This is a genomic window from Thioclava sp. 'Guangxiensis', from assembly GCF_045348365.1.
Classification (GTDB): Bacteria; Pseudomonadota; Alphaproteobacteria; order Rhodobacterales; family Rhodobacteraceae; genus Thioclava; species Thioclava kandeliae.
The window spans coordinates 599,225-620,000 of the sequence record NZ_CP155823.1; the positions used below are offsets into that span (position 1 = coordinate 599,225).

General features: G+C 60.1%; 16 protein-coding genes, 1 tRNA gene and 2 rRNA genes (1 of these 19 only partly in view). 14 read left to right on the forward strand and 5 right to left on the reverse strand.

Annotated features, from left to right (window positions below):
- Positions 1-403 precede the first annotated feature (403 nt).
- From ABEB22_RS16220 to ABEB22_RS16255, 8 genes are all read left to right on the forward strand, one after another.
- Positions 404-541 carry an integrase core domain-containing protein gene (locus ABEB22_RS16220; protein ID WP_406871171.1) on the forward strand — a complete coding sequence of 46 codons (138 nt, stop codon included), beginning with the start codon at positions 404-406 and terminating at the stop codon, positions 539-541.
- Between the two features lie 303 nt (positions 542-844).
- The gene (locus ABEB22_RS16225; RefSeq protein ID WP_339114679.1) at positions 845-1,786 is read left to right on the forward strand and encodes an AraC family transcriptional regulator; all 942 of its coding nucleotides are present in this window, start codon (positions 845-847) and stop codon (positions 1,784-1,786) included.
- A gap of 143 nt (positions 1,787-1,929) precedes the next feature.
- The gene (locus ABEB22_RS16230; RefSeq protein ID WP_349295424.1) at positions 1,930-3,621 is read left to right on the forward strand and encodes a glycoside hydrolase family 3 N-terminal domain-containing protein; all 1,692 of its coding nucleotides are present in this window, start codon (positions 1,930-1,932) and stop codon (positions 3,619-3,621) included.
- Between the two features lie 43 nt (positions 3,622-3,664).
- The gene (locus tag ABEB22_RS16235; RefSeq protein WP_349295425.1) at positions 3,665-4,900 is read left to right on the forward strand and encodes an ABC transporter substrate-binding protein; all 1,236 of its coding nucleotides are present in this window, start codon (positions 3,665-3,667) and stop codon (positions 4,898-4,900) included.
- 60 nt (positions 4,901-4,960) lie between these two features.
- Complete coding sequence (locus ABEB22_RS16240) at positions 4,961-5,842, forward strand: sugar ABC transporter permease (RefSeq protein ID WP_339114682.1); 882 nt, start codon at positions 4,961-4,963, stop codon at positions 5,840-5,842.
- Positions 5,839-6,732, forward strand: coding sequence for a carbohydrate ABC transporter permease (locus ABEB22_RS16245; protein WP_349295426.1), 894 nt, complete (start codon positions 5,839-5,841; stop codon positions 6,730-6,732). The genes ABEB22_RS16240 and ABEB22_RS16245 overlap by 4 nt, the downstream gene beginning before the upstream one ends.
- Positions 6,733-6,739: 7 nt before the next feature.
- Positions 6,740-7,828 carry an ABC transporter ATP-binding protein gene (locus ABEB22_RS16250; RefSeq protein WP_339114684.1) on the forward strand — a complete coding sequence of 363 codons (1,089 nt, stop codon included), beginning with the start codon at positions 6,740-6,742 and terminating at the stop codon, positions 7,826-7,828.
- 188 nt (positions 7,829-8,016) lie between these two features.
- A complete protein-coding gene (locus ABEB22_RS16255; protein ID WP_339114685.1) occupies positions 8,017-8,727 on the forward strand; it encodes a cysteine hydrolase in 711 nt (236 codons plus the stop codon).
- Positions 8,728-8,784: 57 nt separating this feature from the next.
- Here the strand turns inward: ABEB22_RS16255 and ABEB22_RS16260 are convergent, their stop codons facing one another.
- On the reverse strand, positions 8,785-9,687 hold the full coding sequence (locus tag ABEB22_RS16260; RefSeq protein ID WP_349295428.1) for an arginase family protein: 903 nt from the start codon (positions 9,685-9,687) through the stop codon (positions 8,785-8,787).
- Positions 9,688-9,942: 255 nt separating this feature from the next.
- On the opposite strand from ABEB22_RS16260, the gene ABEB22_RS16265 reads away from it, so the two are divergent.
- The 6 genes from ABEB22_RS16265 (at position 9,943) to ABEB22_RS16290 (ending at position 18,310) form a co-directional block, all read left to right on the forward strand.
- Positions 9,943-10,293 carry an EthD domain-containing protein gene (locus tag ABEB22_RS16265; RefSeq protein WP_339114687.1) on the forward strand — a complete coding sequence of 117 codons (351 nt, stop codon included), beginning with the start codon at positions 9,943-9,945 and terminating at the stop codon, positions 10,291-10,293.
- A gap of 50 nt (positions 10,294-10,343) precedes the next feature.
- Positions 10,344-11,453 carry a substrate-binding domain-containing protein gene (locus tag ABEB22_RS16270; protein WP_349295429.1) on the forward strand — a complete coding sequence of 370 codons (1,110 nt, stop codon included), beginning with the start codon at positions 10,344-10,346 and terminating at the stop codon, positions 11,451-11,453.
- A 95-nt stretch (positions 11,454-11,548) separates the two neighbouring features.
- Positions 11,549-15,091 (forward strand): ATP-binding cassette domain-containing protein, encoded by a 3,543-nt coding sequence (locus tag ABEB22_RS16275; RefSeq protein ID WP_349295430.1) that lies wholly within the window; start codon positions 11,549-11,551, stop codon positions 15,089-15,091.
- Positions 15,092-15,252: 161 nt separating this feature from the next.
- Complete coding sequence (locus tag ABEB22_RS16280) at positions 15,253-16,191, forward strand: helix-turn-helix domain-containing protein (protein WP_349295431.1); 939 nt, start codon at positions 15,253-15,255, stop codon at positions 16,189-16,191.
- 121 nt (positions 16,192-16,312) lie between these two features.
- Positions 16,313-17,302 (forward strand): aldo/keto reductase, encoded by a 990-nt coding sequence (locus tag ABEB22_RS16285; protein WP_349295432.1) that lies wholly within the window; start codon positions 16,313-16,315, stop codon positions 17,300-17,302.
- 66 nt (positions 17,303-17,368) lie between these two features.
- Entirely contained in the window at positions 17,369-18,310 is a 942-nt protein-coding gene (locus ABEB22_RS16290; RefSeq protein ID WP_349295433.1) for a LysR substrate-binding domain-containing protein, read from the forward strand.
- Positions 18,311-18,431: 121 nt separating this feature from the next.
- On the opposite strand, the gene ABEB22_RS16295 is transcribed toward ABEB22_RS16290, so the two are convergent.
- The 4 genes from ABEB22_RS16295 to ABEB22_RS16310 form a co-directional block, all read right to left on the reverse strand.
- The gene (locus tag ABEB22_RS16295; protein ID WP_349295827.1) at positions 18,432-18,791 is read right to left on the reverse strand and encodes a hydantoinase B/oxoprolinase family protein; all 360 of its coding nucleotides are present in this window, start codon (positions 18,789-18,791) and stop codon (positions 18,432-18,434) included.
- 257 nt (positions 18,792-19,048) lie between these two features.
- Positions 19,049-19,125, reverse strand: a tRNA-Met gene (locus ABEB22_RS16300).
- Positions 19,126-19,183: 58 nt separating this feature from the next.
- Positions 19,184-19,298: ribosomal RNA gene (rrf, locus tag ABEB22_RS16305) — 5S ribosomal RNA — on the reverse strand.
- A 78-nt stretch (positions 19,299-19,376) separates the two neighbouring features.
- Positions 19,377-20,776 (reverse strand): 23S ribosomal RNA (locus tag ABEB22_RS16310) (it continues 1,431 nt past the right edge of the window).

Here is a 20,776-nt window from a genome sequence, read left to right on the forward strand (position 1 = left end):
CGGAACAAGACACCGGATAGGCGGAGCTCCAGAAAAATCGCGCAAGCGCTCCAGGGCAGAAGTTGCGCAGTGTTACGGTGGTCGACACACACCCGCGCGCCTACCCCGTTTTTGAGGCCCGCTTCAGCTACCGCGGCGACGATGTCATCCAGATATTGGTAAAGGTCTGCGCAAAAACGGGCCATCCGAAAACGATAAGAGTCGATAAGGGCCGTGAGCTCTTTTGCCGAGGCCTCGATCTATGGGCCGATGCAATAACGTCGCGCCGCACTTCTTACGACCGGGAAGCCGACGGATAACGGCTTCATCTTGCGTCGGGGCCTGTAAAGTCTCCCGGCCTGTTTGCTGATCCCGCCTCGCCTTCAACACATTCAGGTCCGAATGCCAGAACGCATATGGGGTCTTGAGCCTTGAAGACACGGGCGAAAAGCTGGAGGATTGGCGTAGACGCTACAGCGAGGACAGACCACATCGCGCCATCGGATACACAATCCCGAGCGCGCTATACTGTCTCGACGAACCCAGCCGCCCGCCATCATGATCAAAGGTCCGAAACTCCAGCTTCGGGTGGTCCAGAGTTGGTAGGCACAGCTGGGGTCAGGTCAGCCGCTTTTGCGTAGGTTTGGCAGGGACGTCGCATACAATCGCACCGAGCTAAGCACATACTATTTGGCTGTCTTCGAACAGGGGCCGCCCGTCTTTCGCGCAAAACGCGGCGTTCTGTCTATTCTATCAGCGCCCTAACGCCATATGTCTGCCATTACTCGCCGAAACCGAAGATAGACGCTTAACAAATAAGCGTCCGCTCTCCAGTCTCGGGCCATTCCCTGAACGAGTGAAGTACATGTCCCCGCTTTATGACACCACGCAGGTCGCGGCCGCCGAACAGCTCTCTTTCTGGGAGGACGTGGTTCATAAGATCTATGCGCCCTGTGTCGGGACTGCAGCTGACAGGCAAAGTTTTCAGGCGCAACTCCATCTGGCCCAGTTCGGACCGATGGTGATCAGTGATGTCCGCTCCAGTCCAATCACCTATAACCGGCGCCCTGCAGATATTTCTCTCTCATCCAGAGATGATTACCACGCGATCATCATGCTTGCCGGTCGGACCTTTCTCAGACAATCCGGCCGCGAGGTCTGGGCCAATACCGGCGACATCTATCTTTACAGCTCGGCCTATCCCTATCAGCACCATACCGAGACGCCCTATCGGAGTATGGCCCTGCGGATCCCGCGCTCGCTCGCACTGGGGCGGCTGGAACGGGCCGATGACATGAACGGGCGTATTCTCAAGGCCAATAGCCCCTATAACCGCATCGTCACAGCGCTCATCCACGAAGGGATCGCCTTGGCCGCACATGACGATGCCGAAGGACAAATCCAGCGGTTCTCGAGTTCAGTGCTGGATCTGATCGCAGCGGCAATCAGTGCGGGCACCTGCGAAGGGCAGGATCTCAGTTCGCGCGGCCGCAAGCTGATGTTGCGCGTTCAGCGCTATATGCGTGACAATCTCGAAGACCCAGAACTGGGGCTGGCCGATATTGCACAGGCACAGGGTATCTCTACCCGTACGCTCACGCGCATGTTTGCAGATATGGGCACAACACCTATGGCATGGCTGCAATCGCAACGCCTTGCCGTGGCCTATGCGGCGCTGGCGGAAGGACGCGTCGACAATGTCAGCGAAGCCGCGTTCACCTACGGCTTCAACGACAGTTCGTATTTCGGGCGGGCGTTCAAGAAGGTCTATGGCTTCCCGCCCAAGACGCTTCTCGATCAGCAATAGACAGCACCGGACCTTTGTCCCTCTCGTCCTATGCTCTGGCCATCTGGTCCGAGACCCCGTGACAAGGTTCCTCTTAGGCTCGTGATCATGACGCCTGTGTCCGACAGGCGACGCCTTCACGAACCACGAGAACCGATAGCCCCATGACCATCTACGAAAGCCTCAAGGCCGCGCCGTTCAATCTGACCGATGCGCAGGTCGCCGATATCCGATCCCGCATCGACACCATGCCGCTTGCCGACCGCGTGGCACAGGTCTTCTTCCTGATCCTGCTGGGCGACAAACCGGAAGATCTGGAGCTGGTGCTGAAGATGAAACCTGGCGGGGTGACGCGGTTTTTCAGTGACGATCTGGACCGCGAAACGACCCAGATGCAGCGCATCTTCGACAGCCTGCCCATTCCACCCCTGGTCAGCGCCGATATGGAGGGCAGCCATCTGAGCTTTGCCTTTGGCACCAAGGTGCCCAACCAGATGGCGTTTGCTGCCGTCGACGATCCGGCACTGACCGGATCCTGCTCGGCGCTGATGGCCCGGGAGGGCCGCACGATGGGCGTCACATGGTCGTTCACGCCGGTGATCGACATCAATGCGGCCTTCCGCAGTTCTATCGTGGGATCGCGCTCCTATGGCAGCGATGTCGCGCGGATCGAGCGCCACGCGCTGGCTCATATCGAGGGGCTCCAGAGCAACGGCATCGCCGCTACCGTCAAACACTGGCCCGGTGAAGGCTATGATGACCGCGACCAGCATCTGGTCACCACCCAGAACCCGCTGAGCCTCGAGGAATGGCAGGCGAGTTTCGGGCGTCTCTATCGCGCGGCCTTCGATGCGGGCGTGCTGTCGATCATGTCGGCCCATATCGGCTTTCCTGCCTATATGCAGTCCATTGATCCCGATTGCGGGATTGACGCCTATCGTCCCGCCTCGATCAATCCGGCACTGACCACGCGGCTTCTGCGCGAGGAAATGGGCTTTAACGGCATCGTCGTATCGGATGCGACCGAAATGGGCGGGATGAGCGCATGGATCTCGCATCGCGAAATGCCCACCGAAGTGCTGCGCGCGGGCTGTGATGTGATTCTGTTCTCGCTCGACCCCGAGGCGGATATGGCACAGGTGCGCGGCTCGGTTGAAAGCGGCTCGCTGCCCGAAAGCCGGTTGAACGAGGCGGTCGCGCGGGTTCTGGCGCTCAAGACCGTGGTCGGGCTTCTCGATGGCACGCATCGTCCGGCTACTGCCGAAACGGCCCGCGCCCGCCTGCGCCAGCCCGAGGATGCAGCGCTTGCCGAGGAAGCCTTCCGCCGTGCCCCCACGCTGGTGAAGGATGTCAACAAGACGCTTCCGGTCTCGCCGCAGACGCATAAGCGCGTCCTGATCATCGAGACCGGCATCCGCAACGCGCTGATGGGCTGGGAGAACAAACCTCTGGACGTCGCCGATATGCTGCGCGCCGAAGGTTTCGAGGTGCAGGTCTATGACAAGGACACATTCGAGGGCCCGACCTATGATCCGGCCAAAACCGATCTTGTGCTCTATCTGATGGCCGATGAATCGCTGAATATGAAGAGCCATATCTATATCGACTGGTTCCGTATGATGGGCGACTTCTTCCGGACCACCGAACGGCCCTGGCACGATATCCCGACGGTCATGGTGGGCTTCGGGCATCCCTATTTCCTCTATGATGCGCCGCGTGTGCCGACCTATGTAAACGCCTATTCCACCCTGCCCGAGATGCAGCAGGCTGTGGTCGACGCGCTGACCGGCAAAACGCCGTTCGTCGCAAGCTCGCCCGTCGATGCGTTCTGCGGACAGGGTCAGGCGCGGTACTGACGCGCCGCCCGACCCCATAAAACAAACCCAACAGGAGAAGACCATGCTGAACTCCCCGCTCAGGGCTGGCCTGCTTGCCGGTGCCGCGCTGACCTGCCTCACGGCTGCCGCCTATGCACAAGATGCCGAAGTCATCCATTTCTGGACCTCCTCCAGCGAGGCCGCCTCGGCGCGGGTGCTTGCCGATGCCTATGACAAAGCGGGCGGCCACTGGATCGATAGCGCGGTGGCGGGCACCGACGCCGCCCGTGCAGCCTTTACCACGCGCGTGCAAGCCGGCAACCCACCCACTGCGATGGTCGCAACATCCGTGCTTGAATATCAGGATATGGCGCGCGCCGGCTATTTCGCCAATCTCGATGATCTGGCGAAAGATCTGGGCTGGAAAGATGTTGTGCCCGAAGCGCTGATGGGGGCTGTCACCGTTGACGGCCATATTTACGGCGCTCCGGTCGGCATGGCGGTGAACAACTTCCTGTGGACCTCGCCCAAGGCACTGGCCGCCATTGGCGAGACCGAGCCTCCCAAGACATGGGACGAATTCTTTGCCGATGGCGACAAGCTGAAGGAAAAGGGTATCATCCCCTATGCCCATCCGGGTAAATGGTACTGGGATCTAAACCTCTTCGGCTTTGTTCTCGCCTCTCTCGATACCGAAGCCTATATGCAGTTCCACAAAGTCGATCCGCAGGTGTTCGACAACCCGAGCTTCACCGAAGCCACAGAGATTTTCGCCCGTCTGCGCGACTATTCCGATCAGGGGGCTGCGGGGCGCGAATGGAACCTCTCGACGCAGCTTGTCATGAAGGGCGATGCGGCCTTCCTCTTCATGGGGAGCTGGGTCAAGGGCGAACTGGATGCGGCAGGCGTGGTGCCGGGCAAAGATATCCTGTGCAGCATCGGCGTGAATGATACCCCCGTCTCGCTGAATGGCGATGCGATGATCTTCCCTGCGATGAATGACAGCAAGACACCCACCGAGGCGCAGGCGTTGCTGGCAAAGACCGTCACCTCGGTTGACACGCAGGTGGCCTTCGCCACCACGAAAGGCGCCCTGCCCATGCGCACGGATGCGCAGATGCCCGATCTTGACATGTGCTCGACCAAGGCGCTTGCGCAGGCCAAAACCGCCGGCAGCGTGCCGGCCTATCCCGCGATGCTCTCGGGCGATGTGGCAGGTAGCATCGGCGATGTCCTCGACAATTTCTGGGTCGACACCGGTGCCAGCGCCGAGGATCTCGCAGCCGAGCTGCAAGACGTCTTCGCCGACTTCCAGTGAGGGTGGGCGCCGCGCGGCTGTCTGGCCGCGCGGCGCTACCGGATCACAAAGGGCTAAAATATGACACGATATTACAGACATATCAGCCGACAGGTCGCGCTGCTGCCGGGGTGGTTCATCCTGATCGGGGCCTATCTCGCGACCATCGTCTGGACGGTGCGGATGTCTTTCACCACCTCGCGCTCTATCCCTGTCAATGATTTTGCGGGGCTCAGCCAGTATCGGCGCCTGTTCAGTTCGAGCCGCTGGACGCAATCTCTCGAGAATATGGTCGTCTATGGAGGGATCTTCATCATCGGCTGTCTGGTGATCGGTTTCCTGCTGGCGGTTCTGCTGGACCAGAAGGTAAAAGGCGAAGGTCTCTTCCGCACGATTTTCCTCTACCCCTATGCGGTCTCCTTCGTGGTGACGGGGCTGGTCTGGCAATGGGTGCTCAACCCGACACTTGGTCTGCAGAAAGCCGTTCAGGATCTAGGGTTCAGCAGTTTCACCTTCGACTGGCTGGTGGACCGCGATCGTGCGATCTATGTGCTTGCGGGCGCCGCGATCTGGCAAGCCTCGGGGCTGGTGATGGCACTGATGCTGGCAGGGCTGCGCGGCGTCGATGGTGATTTGTGGAAAGCCGCCCGCGTGGACGGGGCCTCGGCAAGCCGCTACTACCTGCGCGTAGTATTGCCGCTGATCAGACCCTCAATCGTGTCTTCGACCGTGCTTCTGTCGGTTGCGGTGATCAAATCCTACGATCTCGTTGTTGCCATGACCGGTGGCGGGCCGGGAAATGCCACGGAACTGCCTGCAAAATTCATCATGGATTACCTGTTCGGGCGGTCGAACCTTGGCCTTGCGACAGCGGCCTCGGTCGTTCTGCTGGCCACCATGATCGCAGCCCTTGCACCCGTTCTCTATGTCCAATCCCATCGCGCGCGGAAGGCCAAATCATGAAGGATCTCTATCCGAGCCACGCCGAGGGCCTGCGCCCGAACCGGCTTAACCTGCGGCGGCTGGCACTTTATGGATGCCTTGGTCTGGCGGGGCTGCTGTTTCTCTTTCCGCTTTATGTGATGGTTTCGACCTCGCTGAAAACGCTGCCCGAAATCAGTCAGGGCTCGATCTTCGCCCTGCCCCAGCACCCGAGCCTCGGCGCGTGGAAAACCGCCTGGCAGAGCGCGTGCACGGGGCTCAGCTGTCACGGGCTACAGGGCGGGTTCGTCAACTCCGTCTTCATCCTCGTGCCTTCGGTGGCACTGCCTGTCATGCTGGGGACGATCACCGGATACGCGCTGTCTTTCTGGCGTCCCAAAGGCGGAAAGCTCCTGTTTGGCGGGCTGCTTCTGGGCCTGTTCGTGCCCTATCAGGTCTTCATCTATCCGCTGGTGCGTGTGCTCTCGACGGTGGGGCTTTATGGCAATCTGGGCGGCATCGTAGCCGTGCATACCATCTTCGCGATGCCGATCATGCTGCTGTTGTTCCGCAACTATTACGCCAGCCTGCCAATGGACCTGTTCAAGGCCGCAAGGGTCGATGGCGGCGGGTTCTGGGCCATTTTCTGGCGTGTGGTGTTGCCGATGTCGACGCCGATCATCATTGTCGCGGTCATCTTGCAGGTGACAGGCGTATGGAACGACTTCCTCTTCGGCCTCATCTTCGCAGGGGCGGACAACCTGCCGATGACCGTGCAGCTCAACAATATCGTCAATAGCGCGAGGGGCGCACAGGAATATAACGTCCATATGGCCGCAACAATCCTCACGGCCATTGTCCCGCTGTTCGTCTATTTCGTCTCCGGACGCTGGTTCGTGCGCGGCATCGCCGCAGGCGCTGTCAAAGGATAATCCGCAAATGTCTCAAGTCTCGATCAAAAACCTCGATATCGCCTTTGGCTCACATAAGGTTATCCGTAATCTCGACCTCCATATCCAACCCGGAGAATTTCTCGTGCTGCTGGGAGCGTCCGGTTGCGGAAAATCCACGCTGCTGAACGCGGTGGCGGGCCTCACTGATGTGGCCGGCGGCCAGATCTGGATCGGGGATCGTAATGTGACATGGGCCGAACCCAAGGATCGCGGGATCGGCATGGTGTTCCAATCCTATGCCCTCTATCCGCGGATGACGGTCGAACAGAACATGTCCTTCGGGCTGGAGATGGCGCGCCTGCCCAAACCCGAAATCCGCGAACGCGTGGCGCGCGCGGCCGAGATGCTGCAGCTCAAACCGCTGATGCAGCGCCGTCCGGCAGAGCTGTCGGGCGGCCAGCGCCAGCGTGTGGCTATCGGGCGGGCCTTGGTGCGCGATGCCGATGTCTACCTCTTCGACGAACCGCTTTCCAACCTCGATGCGAAGCTGCGCACCGAACTGCGTGTCGAACTCAAGAAACTCCATGCCCGGCTCGGAACGACCATGATCTATGTGACCCATGATCAGGTCGAGGCCCTGACGCTGGCGAACCGGATTGCCGTTATGCAAGGCGGGGTGATCCAGCAACTCGATGCCCCCGACGAGATTTATCGCAGGCCGGTCAATAAATTCGTGGCGGGTTTTGTCGGCTCTCCAGGGATGAATTTCATAGAGGGAGAATTACTGGTCCGCGATGGCAAGATCGACCTGAAAACGGCAAAAGGCACGCTTGATCTGACCCGCTATCCGTTCATGGAACCGCCACAAAACGGCCATAAGGTGACGTTGGGCCTGCGCCCCGAACATTTGCAACCCGAGCCGGAAGAGGGCTATTGCCCCGCAACAATGACGATCTCGGTGCATGAGAGCATGGGAGCCGATGCGCTTCTGTGGGCGGAACTTTCAGGGGCGACCGTGTCGGTCAAACTGCCCTCCGACTGGTCGCCCGTGCCGGTTTCCGGCGAGCGGGTAACGATGTGGTATGACGCCGCGCGTCTTTCGGTCTTCGATGCCAAAACGGAGGAACGCCTCTGATCCATTGCCCGCGACCGCAGCCCAGAGTTCCGGCAAACACCCGCTTTTACCAAGGCAAACAGTACAACCCATACCCGCCTATCCACCGCGACATGCACTGACCGAGCCGAGTTTGTAAACTCGGTCAGGCTTGCGCTAGGCCCGTCTGCACCGGGGTCTCGAACCCTGATAACAAGAAAGGAAATCAGATGCATAACATTAAGATGACCCCCGCCTCCCTGGCTCGGGGCAAGCATAACCGCAATGGCCGCGACCATGCCTTCGAGACCATTGATCCTTCGCGCACGGCGCATATCATCGTCGATCTCCAGAACGGATTCATGGAAGAAGGTGCCGTCTCCGAGGTGCCTGTCGCGCGAGACATCGTCCCTAATGTCAATGACCTCTCGCGAGCGGTCCGCGCGGCGGGCGGCGTCAATATTTTCCTGCGCTATACCTATGATCCCGATGAGAAAAAGCAGTGGAATAGCTGGTATGGGTCGATGCTTGGCACGCCATTCTCCGAAGGTCTGAAAAAAGGCTTCACCGCGGGCGAACATGATCACGCTCTATGGCCGGGTCTCGATGTCGCCGAGGGCGAGGCGATCCTCGACAAGACCCGCTTCAGCGGGTTCATCCAAGGCACCTGCGATCTGCAGAGGGTTCTGGAGGATCTCGATATAGACACGGTTCTGATTACCGGCACCGTCACCAATTGTTGTTCCGAGGCAACGGCCCGTGACGCCCATCAGCTGAGCTATAAGGTGATCTTCATCTCTGACGGTAATGCGGCGCTGAATGATGACGAGCATAACGGCAGCTTGGACAGTCTCTATCCGGTCTATGCCGATATCCGCAGCACGAAAGAGGTCGTGGGGCTTTTACAGGCGGGAGCGGAAAGCCGCGCGGCCGCTGAATGAACCCGATCTGTCACGCCTGCATATAAAACAGGGGCGCCAATTGGGCGCCCCTTGCCATTAGTCCGATAAAAGCGGCAGCTCTGCCAGCATGTCGCGCAGGTTCATCACGTCCCACGGCAGGTGCTCGGCAATACCCAGCCCCACAATCTCGACCTCTCCAGCCACATCGCGCAGCAGCCGCACCACTTGCGCAAGGCTCATGCGGCCCTGCGGCGTGTCTGCCCATTCGGCATTGTCACTACCGGGTTTGTTAAACAGCAGCGAGCGGAACCCCTTCGGGTCGAGCACATCCAGATCCAGATGGATCGCAACATGTTTCTTCCCGCTCTGACGGAGCCAGTCCAATACCGGCGCGCTGGTTTCAGCCAGCTGATCCGGCCCGATAAACGGTATCCCCCAATCCGTCAGGCGCTCACGCTCGAGCGGGCTCATCTCGTCCATACCGGCATAAACCACCTGTGCAGGCTCAACCTTGCGTGCCGCGATATCCGCCAGATCCTGATCGCCCTGCCCCATCAACGCACCAAGCACCATCGCATGGGCACGCTCGAACTCGGCGGGCGTCATGATATCGGGATGGCTATCGACCCAGAGGATCGCCAGATCACCCTCGTATTTCTCGTTGAGATAGGCAAAGGGCGCCAGATCCACGCCGCAATCCCCGCCGAATACAACCAGACGGTCGGGCGCATGGGCATCAATCAGCGCGCGGGCGGATCTGGCCTGCGCGAGCACGCGGCTTTTGGCGAGAATTCCATCCTCGAGCGGCAAAGGATCGGCGCTCGGCGGATCGATGGGCACTTCGACCATCGGTGTGTCGGAGGGTGGTGCCAGCCATGCCAGCAACTCGGCTCCGAAATGATAGGCAGGCAGATTGCCGCCCTGCCATTGCGCCATCTTCAGGCGTAACGTTTTGGGGGCGGGGGACGTTTGGGGCGCGGGTGTCGGGGAATGCGGCATCTATATCTCCAATCGGTGTTCGGACCTTTGATAAAGCGCGGACACCGGATGCGACCGGACGAGATTGCCCGAAAACGGGAGCATTTTGCCAAGATCATGGCCGCGTGGCAGCCAGAGACTAAGGCTGGCAAGAGAATCCCGCAATCTGGCAACAGGGTACGGGCGCAGCGCCACGCCAATTGCTAGCCATAGGGGAACGGCCCGATCTCGAAAGGGGCCGCATAGCAAATAGACACCCAACACCGAGGACAGCCAATGTATTCTGTCGCAATGATTTTCCGCCGCAAACCCGGCATGTCGCTGGAGGAATTTCAGGCGTATTACCGTGACCGCCATGGCCCGCTGATGCTGGAACATATCACCAATCGCGGCCTGATTTCTTACGAGCATTTCCCTGCCGCCAGTGCCAGCGCGGGTGCGCGCTATGTGACCGAGGGCGATCTCGAATATGACGCCATTTCGATCTACAGCTTCGAGACAGAGCAACAGGCCGAGGAATGCTGGGCTATCCCCGAGGTGATGGCAGACAGCGCGAAATTCATCGATTTCGAAACGATGATCTCTCTGCCGCTCTCGCGCCGCGCGGTTTTCCCCAAAGCCAACTGAATAACAAAAGGGGCAAAAGCCCCGTAAACGCTCTTCCAACAGGAGACATCATGAATTTCAAGACCCTGACACAGCGCGCGGGCGCGGTGGCCGCTGCCCTTCTTGTGGCCGGTGCGGCGCATGCCGCCAATCTCAACTCCGATAAGGTCGGCACCGAAGCCGATTTCGAGGATGTCACGAAATTCTGTGGCACCAAGCCCATCAAAGTGGCGCTCTCGGTCGGTTTCATGAATGCCAACCGGCAGATGAAATTCGAGGAACTCAAGGACGAGGCCGCGAAATGCCCCAACATCACCGAGGTCGGTCTGGCCGATGGTCAGGGCAACCCCGAAAAAGAACTGGCCAATATTCGCTCGCTCGCGGCGCAAGGCTTTGACATCATCCTGCTTGGCCCGCCGGATGCAGGCCCCGCCGCTATCCCCGCCATGCGCGATGCGATGCGCATGGGCTCTGTCGTGATCCCGATCGAGGTGGGCGTGAACTTCCCCGGCAAGATCGGCACCGATTACACCACCATCGTCACCCCAAATCAGGAACAGATGGCCAGCGTTTATGCGCAATTCCTCGTCGACCAGCTGCACGGCAAAGGGAATGTAATCGTCTGGGGTGGCTCGCCGGGGGCACCGCAAACCACCGCACAGGAACCGGGCTGGAAAAAGGTCTTTGCCGATAATCCGGGTATCAATGTTCTGGAGGGACCGGTTGTCTCGGGCTGGGATCCGGCACAATACCAGAAAGTGACCACCGCGCTTCTGGCCAAATATCCCGAGATTGATGGCATGTATTCGGATTATGGCGTGGGCGTTCTGGGCTCGCTGCGGGCCTTCAAGGCCGCTGGTCGTCCGATGCCGCCCGTCACAGGGCTTGATGCCAACGGCGCGCAATGCTTCTATACCGAGAACAAGCCCAACGAGCCGAAACTCGAAATGGGTCTGACCAGCTCCTGGACCTGGATCTTCCGCCTTGCCCTGCGTAAAGGTCTTGCGGCGGTGAATGATATCGACAGCGAAGAGCCCAGCATCGTCAATGTGGATCTTCTGGTCGATAGCACCGCCGACAATCCCGAAATCCACCCAGTCTGTGACCCTGATCTTCCGGCAGATGTCTCGCTGCACTCCTCGCTTCTGTCGAAAGAGCAGCTGATCGCAATCTTCAAATAAAACATAGCGCGGCGGGAGGAAACTTCCGCCGCCACGCCCGTCGGGCCTGCATACGGGCCCGCCTGTTTCTACCCATTTGCAAGACGAGACACCCGATGCCCGCACCCGACCCCTATCATCAAGGGGCCTCCCTTCAGGCCGCCCCCGACCCCACGCCGCAAACCGGAGCCGCGCTGCGCCAGACTTTACGGGAAAGCACCGGAACGCTGGCTTTCCGTGCAGCCCTCGGTGTCGTGCTTCTCGTGGCACTGGCGATTGTTCTGGCACCGCGGGCCGTGTCGGCGGGCTCCCTTTTCGCGATGGCGCCTTTTATCGGGGTGCTGGGTGTTGCCGCGATCGGCCAGTATCTGGTCATCCAGCAACGCGGCTTCGACCTCTCGGTGGCAGGCACCATTTCTGTCGCGGCCGTCATGATGACCGCCCTGCCCGCAAGCGATGCAGGGCTCGGGGCGACATTGGGCTATGTGGCGCTGACACTGATCTGCGGCGCGCTGATCGGGCTGGTCAATGGTGCGCTCGTCACCTTTGTGCGGGTGCCGCCGCTGATTGTCACCATCGGCACCAATTCCCTGCTGGTCGGTCTCGTCTATTGGATGACAGGCGGCTCGATCAGCTCGGCCCCCTCAGCGCTTGTGCAGATCGCCAGCGCACGGGTCGGTCTGGTCTCTGTGCTGTTTCTGGCGTTTCTGCTGCTCGGGGCCGCCCTCGCTTGGGGCATTTCGCGCACCCGTCCAGGCCGCCAGTTCCTCATGTCTGCTGTTAGCGCCGATGCCGCGCGCGCCTTGGGCATTCCCGTAAGCCTGTGCACGCTGGGGGCCTATACTACGGCAGGGCTTCTCTTCGCGCTGGCCGGTGTAATGCTGGCAGGGCTTGCTGTTACGCCCACGCTCTTGTCGGGTAATCCCTATATGCTCACCACGGTCGCCGCCGTTATTGTGGGCGGTAGCCCTCTCAACGGTGATCGCGGCAGCGTGCTGGCGACGATGATCGGGGCGGTGTTCCTTGTCCTGCTGGACCAGATCGTCGTGTCGCTGGGTTTTGATTATGCCATCCAGTCCATCGTGCAGGCGGCCATCATTCTGGCAGGCGTGACCCTGCCGCAGCTGATCCGGCATATCCGGAACCGGCCGCAACCGCGCCCCAAAGATCCGGCCTCGCGACCGAAGGCGGCGGTGTCCGATAAACCCGCCGTGCTGGAGCTGCGCGACATCCATAAACATTTCGGCAAGACCATTGCCCTAGACGGCGTCGATCTTTCGGTGTCGCCGGGCGAGGTCCATGCCGTGATCGGTGAAAACGGCGCGGGCAAATCCACGCTGATCTCGGTGGCCTGCGGAGTTTTGCCGGTGACGCTGGGCGAGGTCGTCATCAATGGCCAACGCATGCAGGGCGCAGATCCCGACCGCTTCCGGGCTGCCGGGATTGCCGTGGCCTTCCAGCACCCGCCTCTGCCGCCGCATCTGAGCGTGCTCGAATGTCTGTCGCTGGCCGATCCCTCGCTCAAAGGGGCGCAAGGAGCCGCCCGCGTGCGCGCGCTGATCGCACAGGTGACGACGGGCGCTCTGGCTGCGGACCCCCATGCGCGCATCTCGGACCTGACCATCGGCCAGCGCCATGTCGTCGAGATCGCGCGGGCGCTGGCCTCCGATCCGCGCATCATCGTGCTGGACGAGCCGACCGAACCTTTCAAGGAAGAAGATGTCCGCCAGCTTTTTGCGCTGATCCGGCGTCTGCGGGAGCGTGGCGTGGCCATCGTCTATATCTCGCACCGTCTCGACGAGGTGGAAGAGATCGCCGACCGGATTTCCGTGCTGCGTGATGGCGCACTGATCGCCACCCGCCCGCGTGACGCGTTCACCCGCGCCGATATCGTATCGATGATTGTGGGCCGCCCTGTGGGACAGGTCTATCCGCCGAAAGCGGGGGCGCAGGGAGAGGCACCTCTGCTGGAGCTGCGTGACTTCTCGGGGCAAGGGTTCAATAATATCAACCTCACCCTGCGTCCGGGCGAAATTCTGGGCCTTGCGGGCGTCGAGGGTCAGGGCCAGCGCGATGTGATGCGTGCCTTGGCGGGACTTGCGCCCCATAGTGGAACCGTCACCCTGCACGGTGAAGCCCTCGAATGGCAAAGCCGCGCTGCCGCCCGCGAGGCAGGCGTGGCCTATGTGCCTGACGACCGCCACAAAGAGGGGCTCTTCATGTCGATGAGCATCGCCGAGAACCTTGGCGCGGGTGTCAACGGCGAAGGGCTGCGCATTGACCGGCTGTCAGAACGCAGCCAGATTGCCGAGCGCACGACGGATCTGCGGATCAAGGCGCCCTCTCATGGCGTGACCATCAATGCCCTTTCGGGTGGCAACCAGCAAAAGGTGCTGATCGGGCGCGAGATCCTTGGCTCCCCGCGCATCTTCCTCGCGGACGAGCCCACAAAAGGCGTCGATATCGGCTCGAAAAGCGATATCTACCACAAGCTGCGGGCGCTTGCCGCGCAGGGTGTGGCCGTGATCGTGGCCTCGTCGGACGGGGTAGAGCTTGAGGGGCTGTGCGACCATGTGGCAATCATGGCGCGGGGCGAGGTTGCAGCCGAGCTTTCGGGCGATCACGTCAATGACGCCGAGATTACCGCAGCCAACCTGACCGCCGGTGGCCGCCGCGAAACCGAAAGCCCAGCCACAGGCGAGCGCAGCATGCTGCGTGGCCTTCTGGACAGCAAATGGTTTGCCATCGGCATCCTGACGCTGGCCTGCGCGCTGATCGTGCAATCGGCGGTCTCGGTAAACAGCCGCTTCCTGTCGCCCTATAACCTCGACAATGTGCAGATCCAGATGGCAACGCTGGCCTTGATCGCCTTTGGCCAGCTCTTCCTGATCCTGCAAGGCGAGATCGATTTTTCGGTCGGGCCAATGGCGGGGTTCGTCGTGGTGCTGTCGTCGTTCTGGATCCCGGACGGCATCTCGGGCACGCAGCTTGTGTTTACCGTCATTGGCATTCTGGCCATCACCACCGCAATGGGCTTTTTGCAAGGCTTGATCACATTGGTGCTGGGAATTCCCTCGATCATCGTCACATTGGCAGCCTTCTTCGCGTTGCAGGGGCTCTCGCTCTATCTGCGCCCGGTGCCGGGCGGGATCATCGATGCCAAGTTGATTGACGGTGCATTGATGCGTTTCGGTCCGGTCACACTGGCCGCCATTGTGGCCGTGATGCTGGCAGTCGGGCTGGAGCTGGTGCTCATGCGCACAGCCTTCGGCAAGAAGTTGCGGGCATTGGGTTCGGACGGATCATCGGCGGCCAAACTCGGCGCCAAACGCAAGGTTCTGCTACCGGCAGCCTTTGCCCTCAACGGGTTTCTGGTCGGGTTGGCGGGGCTTATTCTGGCCGCGACCGTGGGGGTAGGCTCGGGAACGACCGGCGCCAATTATTCGCTCATGGCCATTACCGCAGTGGTGCTGGGAGGGGCCGTGATCAGCGGTGGTATGGGATCTTTCATCGCCACGATCTTCGGCGCATTGCTGATCCAGCTGACCTTCTCGGCCACGACTTTCATGCAGGTCGGCACCGAATGGCAATACTGGCTGGTCGGTCTGGTGACTCTCTTTGCGGCAAGCCTCTTCGCGCTTGGTCGCCGGACTGGCTAATTTATGCCGGAAATTTACGCTTATAGCCTATATTTCCGGCAGATTATGCTCGGCTTCTCGGGGGAGATGGGGTGCACGCCTCATCTTCCCCAAGATGACATTCACCTAACAGCTATTTGAAGAAATACTCGGTCCAAACCAAGTTGCTATCGCGAGGGTCAATGAGCGCTCTTTTTGACACCAGCCAGATCGAGACACAGAACCGTTTCGCCTATTGGAACGATCTCGTCTTCAAGAATTATGCCCCGTGTATGGGGCGTGCACCCAAAGACGAGGAATTCAGCGCGACTTTAGAAGCCCTACCTTTCGGGCAGATGATGATCTCACGCGTGGCGTCGAGCCCGATCACCTATGAGCGCCGCCTGAGCGATGTGCGCTATGATCCGCGCGATGATTTCTTTGCCGTGGCAATGCTGTCGGGGCGCACGATGCTGGTGCAAAACGGCCACGAGACATGGGCCCGACCGGGGGACATCTACCTCTACAGCTCCGCCCGCCCCTATCAGCACCATTCCGATGCCGATTACCGCTGCGTCTCGTTGCGCATTCCCCGCGCGCTGGCACAGGCACGCCTGACCCAGCTGGACGACATCACGGGTCGCGTCCTCAAGGGCGACACGCCTTATGGGCGTATCCTGTCCTCGTTGATTGTCGAGGCCTCCGAGATCTCGGCGCAGGGTGACCGCGAGCAAGCCCTGCAAGGCTTCTCGACCTCGGTACTGGACATGATGACCGCAGCCATAGGTGCAAGCTTTGGCGCAGAAAGTTGTGGCTCTCGCAACCAGCGGCTTCTGAGCCGCATCCAGCATTACATGCGTGACAATCTTGCCGATAGCGGCTTGGGCCTCGCCGAAATCGCCACTGCCCAGAATGTCTCGATGCGCACCTTGGCGCGGCTGTTCACCGAAGCGGGCACAACGCCTATGGCATGGCTGCAGAGCCAGCGTCTGGCCTGTGCCTATGCCGCACTCAATGAACGCCGCGTCGAAAGCGTCTCCGAGGCCGCCTTTGCCTATGGTTTCAATGACAGCTCCTATTTCGGCAAGGCGTTCAAGAAGACCTACGGGATCACGCCCAAGACGCTGCTCGAGCGGAACTGATCTGGCAAGATGCTCCTGCAATCGGGCAGGCTCGTCTGCTGTGCGAGCTGCAGATTTGCGCCAGGCTGCGACGCAGGTCCCGCGGATGCGGGATGTCACGCAGACCGAAAGGACATCACTCTTGGCGCTCAAAGATCTCCTGACCAGCAAACTCGGCTTTGGGGCCGCGCCCTTGGGCAATATGTTCCGCGCAATCCCCGAAGACGAAGCCATGGAGACCGTCGAAGCCGCATGGGCCGACGGGATCCGCTATTTCGACAATGCGCCCATGTATGGTGCGGGGCTGGCGGAGATCCGTATGGGGCAGGCCCTCAAGGACAAGCCGCGCGATGACTATGTTCTGAGCACCAAGGTCGGGCGGGTCGTGCTCGACGAGATGGCCGAGCCGAACGATAATCCGGTCTTCGCGCATGGGCGCAAAAACAGGGTCATCAGCGATTACAGCCATGATGCCACGATGCGCTCGATCGAAGACAGCCTCGCCCGACTGCAGACCGACCGGCTCGACATCGTCTGGGTGCATGATGTGGCGCAGGATTTCTGGGGCGACGACTGGATCAGCGTGTTCGATCAGGCCCGCAAAGGCGCCTTCGTGACGCTGGATCGATTGCGAGATGAAGGAGTGATCAAGGCTTGGGGTCTTGGCGTGAACCGCGTCGAAGCGGTGGAGTTGCTGCTCTCGCTCGACGGACCGCGCCCCGATGGCTCGCTCTTGGCGGGACGCTATACCCTACTGGACCATAGTCGCGCGCTTGAACGGCTGATGCCGGAAGTGAATGCTCAGGGGTTGGGGATCGTGGTTGGCGGGCCTTACAGTTCGGGCGCGCTGGTTGGCGGACCCAATTTCGAATATGCCCCCATCACGCCCCCGATGCAGGCGCGGATTGATGCGATACTGGCCATTGCCGAAGCACATGGCGTGTCGATGAAGGCGGCAGGCTTGCAATTCTCGCTGGCCAATCCGGCGGTCAGCGCCGTCATTCCCGGCGCAAGCCGCCCCTCGCGGATTGCCGAAGATACAGCCGCCCTGCGCGAGACCATCCCCGCAGCCTTCTGGGCCGATCTGCGTGCGGCAGAGCTGGTCCACCCCAAAGCCCCCCTTCCCGCCTGACACGGAAAGCCCCTGCGAGAGCACGCCAACATCCGCGCCCACCTCTTCAGCGGAGCAAGGCCAATTATGGCCTACCTCTCCCGACGTGCGCTCGACGCTTTCCAAATCATCCTCGAATGCGGCTCCGTCTCGGGAGCGGCCGAAATCATGAATGTCTCGCAACCCGCCGTTAGCCGGTTGATCCGCGATCTTGAGGAGCGCACGGGCCTGCGGCGCTTCACCCGCTTCGGTGGCAAAATCGTGCCCACCCCCGAGGCCCATGAGCTGGCGATCGAGGTAAACCGCTCTTTCGTGGGACTTACCGCAATCGAGAAAAGCGCGCGCGATATTCGGCTGGGGCGGCGCTCGACCGTCTCGATTGCCGCGATGCCGGCACTGGCGCATTCGATCCTTGCCGATACGTTGGCCGATCTCCTGCCCCATCAGCCCGATTTCCGCGTGACATTGAACTCGATGCAGACCCACAATGTCATCAGGCAGGTCGCCAGCCGCCAGTGTCAGCTTGGATTTACCGCCCCTACCCGCCATGCCCACGACATCGATCTGATCCGTAATGTTCACCTGCCCTATGTCTGCCTGATGCCTGCAGGCCACCCCCTCGCCGCCTGCGACGTAATCCGGTTCGAGGATTTTGTTGGCCACGCGGTGATCGGATATCACGACACGACCGCCACCGGCGTGATGATGGAGCGCGCCTTCAGCCAGATGAATACTCCGCCCGAAGTGGTGGTGCGCTCACATCTGGCGACACTGGCCTCGCAGTTGGTGCTGCGTGGTCTGGGGGTCTCGGTGGCCGACCCCTGCACCGGACGGCTGCACGCGGCTGCGGGCGGGGTGACACGACCATTCGAGGCACGGACCAGCTTCGGCTTCTCTATCATTCGCCCGCGCGGCACGCTTCTCGGCCGCGATCTGGACGCGTTTCTGGACGCGTTCGACCGCCAGCTCGCAACCTATATGTCCGCCACCTACACGGAGATGGATACGCCTCTGGCCTTGCCGCCCTGAAGCGGTCTAGGTTTTGGGATAGTTTATCCCGCATGATAGAGGACTAGTTCAGGAGGGCAAGACCAAGCTCGGTCCGGGATCAGCTATTCCTTCCGTTGGTGCACGATCCTCCCACCAGCACCTACGCAGTATATCCATAATCGCGCATTGCTGTTGCCGCCGAGATCAGCCCTGCCTCTAGGTCGTGCCGGATATCATTGGCCGACCGCTCCGAAGGAGCGCCGAACCCGCCGCCGGATGGTGAGATATGACGGAAAATATCTCCTTTCTTCAATGGGTAGGGCTCGGTTACCAACACGGGTAGCTCGATCATTTCTTCCCCTCGGATCAGATGGCTGACCGGACCAGTCCCCTTTTGCCCGCCATAAAGCCCGTGTGGCCGGTAATCGCGTTTATCCGAGCGCAGCGACATAAGCCCCTCGGTTTCGCCAAGATATTCATATTCGCGAATAAAGGAATTTCCACCCCGATGGCGCCCCACCGGTATCCGACACAATACCGTATCGGCGGATGCGCAAGGGATAGGTAGCTTCGATCATCTCGATCGGGACATTGGCCTGATTGGCCCCCGGCCCCCATATGCGGCACGCCCACCTGCCCGTCGTGAACGGCAGACGCCCCCCATGTCCCCATCACCGTTTCGGTGAAGACGAAGGCCCGCCCCATTCGAGGAAGGTGTTGATAGACAGCAAAAAAGCCTCCCTAAGGAGGCTTTGCGGCTAATTGGTAAGATTTCAGTGGTTGCGGGAGTAGGATTTGAACCTACGACCTTCAGGTTATGAGCCTGACGAGCTACCGGGCTGCTCCATCCCGCGTAAGGATGTGTCTGATTGGGGGGGTATCGTTATAGAGATGATTGACGCTCTTTATTAGGTTTGGCGGTGACCTACTCTCCCACGTCTTGAGACGCAGTACCATTGGCGTGTTGGCCCTTAACGGCCGGGTTCGGAATGGGACCGGGTGTATAGCCAGCGCTATGACCACCAAACCGAATAAAGAGCGTCCAAGTCAAGTTGTGTTCGTATGCATGATTTTGATCTGTAGGAGTGTCTGTCTACTACTGGATCAAATCAAGCCAATCGGGCAATTAGTACTGGTCAACTGAATGCATTACTGCACTTACATCTCCAGCCTATCGACGTGGTGGTCTTCCACGGCCCTCAAGGGATACCTAGTTTTGAAGGGGGCTTCCCGCTTAGATGCTTTCAGCGGTTATCCTGTCCGGACATAGCTACCCAGCACTACCGTTGGCACGATAACTGGTCCACCAGTGGTCCGTTCACCCCGGTCCTCTCGTACTAGGGGCAACTCTTCTCAAGTATCCTACACCCACGGCAGATAGGGACCGAACTGTCTCACGACGTTCTAAACCCAGCTCACGTACCTCTTTAAACGGCGAACAGCCGTACCCTTGGGACCTGCTCCAGCCCCAGGATGAGATGAGCCGACATCGAGGTGCCAAACGGTGCCGTCGATATGGACTCTTGGGCACCATCAGCCTGTTATCCCCAGAGTACCTTTTATCCGTTGAGCGATGGCCCTCCCACTTGGGACCACCGGATCACTATGGCCGACTTTCGTCTCTGCTCGACTTGTCAGTCTCGCAGTCAGGCAGGCTTTTGCCATTGCACTCAACGACCGATTTCCGACCGGTCTGAGCCCACCTTCGCGCGCCTCCGTTACTCTTTGGGAGGCGACCGCCCCAGTCAAACTACCCGCCACACAGGGTCCCGGATCCGGATAACGGACCGCGGTTAGACATCAAGAGTGCGAAGGGTGGTATCTCAAGGATGCCTCCACCGGAACTAGCGTTCCGGCTTCAAAGGCTACCACCTATCCTGCACATCACAATCCTGATGCCAGTGTGAAGCTGTAGTAAAGGTTCATGGGGTCTTTCCGTCTAACCGCGGGTAGTGTGCATCTTGACACACAGTTCAATTTCGCTGAGTCCACGTTTGAGACAGCGGGGAGATCGTTACGCCATTCGTGCAGGTCGGAACTTACCCGACAAGGAATTTCGCTACCTTAGGACCGTTATAGTTACGGCCGCCGTTTACCGGGGCTTCAATTCAGAGCTTGCACCCCTCCTTTTAACCTTCCGGCACCGGGCAGGCGTCAGACTGTATACGTCGCCTTACGGCTTCGCACAGCCCTGTGTTTTAAGTAAACAGTCGCCACCCCCTAGTTTGTGCCCCCCACCTATAGTTGCCTACAGATGGGGCCTCCTTCTCGCGAACTTACGGAGGCATTTTGCCGAGTTCCTTAAACGTGGTTCTCTCAAGCGCCTTGGTATTCTCTACCAGTCCACCTGTGTCGGTTTCGGGTACGGTCTTATAGAGAGGCTATTTCCAGGGACCTGTAGGCTGCCCGACCAATCCGATAAGGTCGAACAACGGTTCAGATCCGTCACCATCTCACGGCCCAGGAATATTAACCTGGTTCCCATCGACTACGCCTTTCGGCCTC

Bases quoted from the DNA above. Each gene is read 5' to 3' on its own strand.
- ABEB22_RS16225 (WP_339114679.1), top strand. From the start codon at position 845: ATGTCCCCGCTTTATGACACCACGCAGGTCGCGGCCGCCGAACAGCTC.
- ABEB22_RS16230 (WP_349295424.1), top strand. From the start codon at position 1,930: ATGACCATCTACGAAAGCCTCAAGGCCGCGCCGTTCAATCTGACCGAT.
- ABEB22_RS16235 (WP_349295425.1), top strand. From the start codon at position 3,665: ATGCTGAACTCCCCGCTCAGGGCTGGCCTGCTTGCCGGTGCCGCGCTG.
- ABEB22_RS16240 (WP_339114682.1), top strand. From the start codon at position 4,961: ATGACACGATATTACAGACATATCAGCCGACAGGTCGCGCTGCTGCCG.
- ABEB22_RS16245 (WP_349295426.1), top strand. From the start codon at position 5,839: ATGAAGGATCTCTATCCGAGCCACGCCGAGGGCCTGCGCCCGAACCGG.
- ABEB22_RS16250 (WP_339114684.1), top strand. From the start codon at position 6,740: ATGTCTCAAGTCTCGATCAAAAACCTCGATATCGCCTTTGGCTCACAT.
- ABEB22_RS16255 (WP_339114685.1), top strand. From the start codon at position 8,017: ATGCATAACATTAAGATGACCCCCGCCTCCCTGGCTCGGGGCAAGCAT.
- ABEB22_RS16260 (WP_349295428.1), bottom strand. From the start codon at position 9,687: ATGCCGCATTCCCCGACACCCGCGCCCCAAACGTCCCCCGCCCCCAAA.
- ABEB22_RS16265 (WP_339114687.1), top strand. From the start codon at position 9,943: ATGTATTCTGTCGCAATGATTTTCCGCCGCAAACCCGGCATGTCGCTG.
- ABEB22_RS16270 (WP_349295429.1), top strand. From the start codon at position 10,344: ATGAATTTCAAGACCCTGACACAGCGCGCGGGCGCGGTGGCCGCTGCC.
- ABEB22_RS16275 (WP_349295430.1), top strand. From the start codon at position 11,549: ATGCCCGCACCCGACCCCTATCATCAAGGGGCCTCCCTTCAGGCCGCC.
- ABEB22_RS16280 (WP_349295431.1), top strand. From the start codon at position 15,253: ATGAGCGCTCTTTTTGACACCAGCCAGATCGAGACACAGAACCGTTTC.
- ABEB22_RS16290 (WP_349295433.1), top strand. From the start codon at position 17,369: ATGGCCTACCTCTCCCGACGTGCGCTCGACGCTTTCCAAATCATCCTC.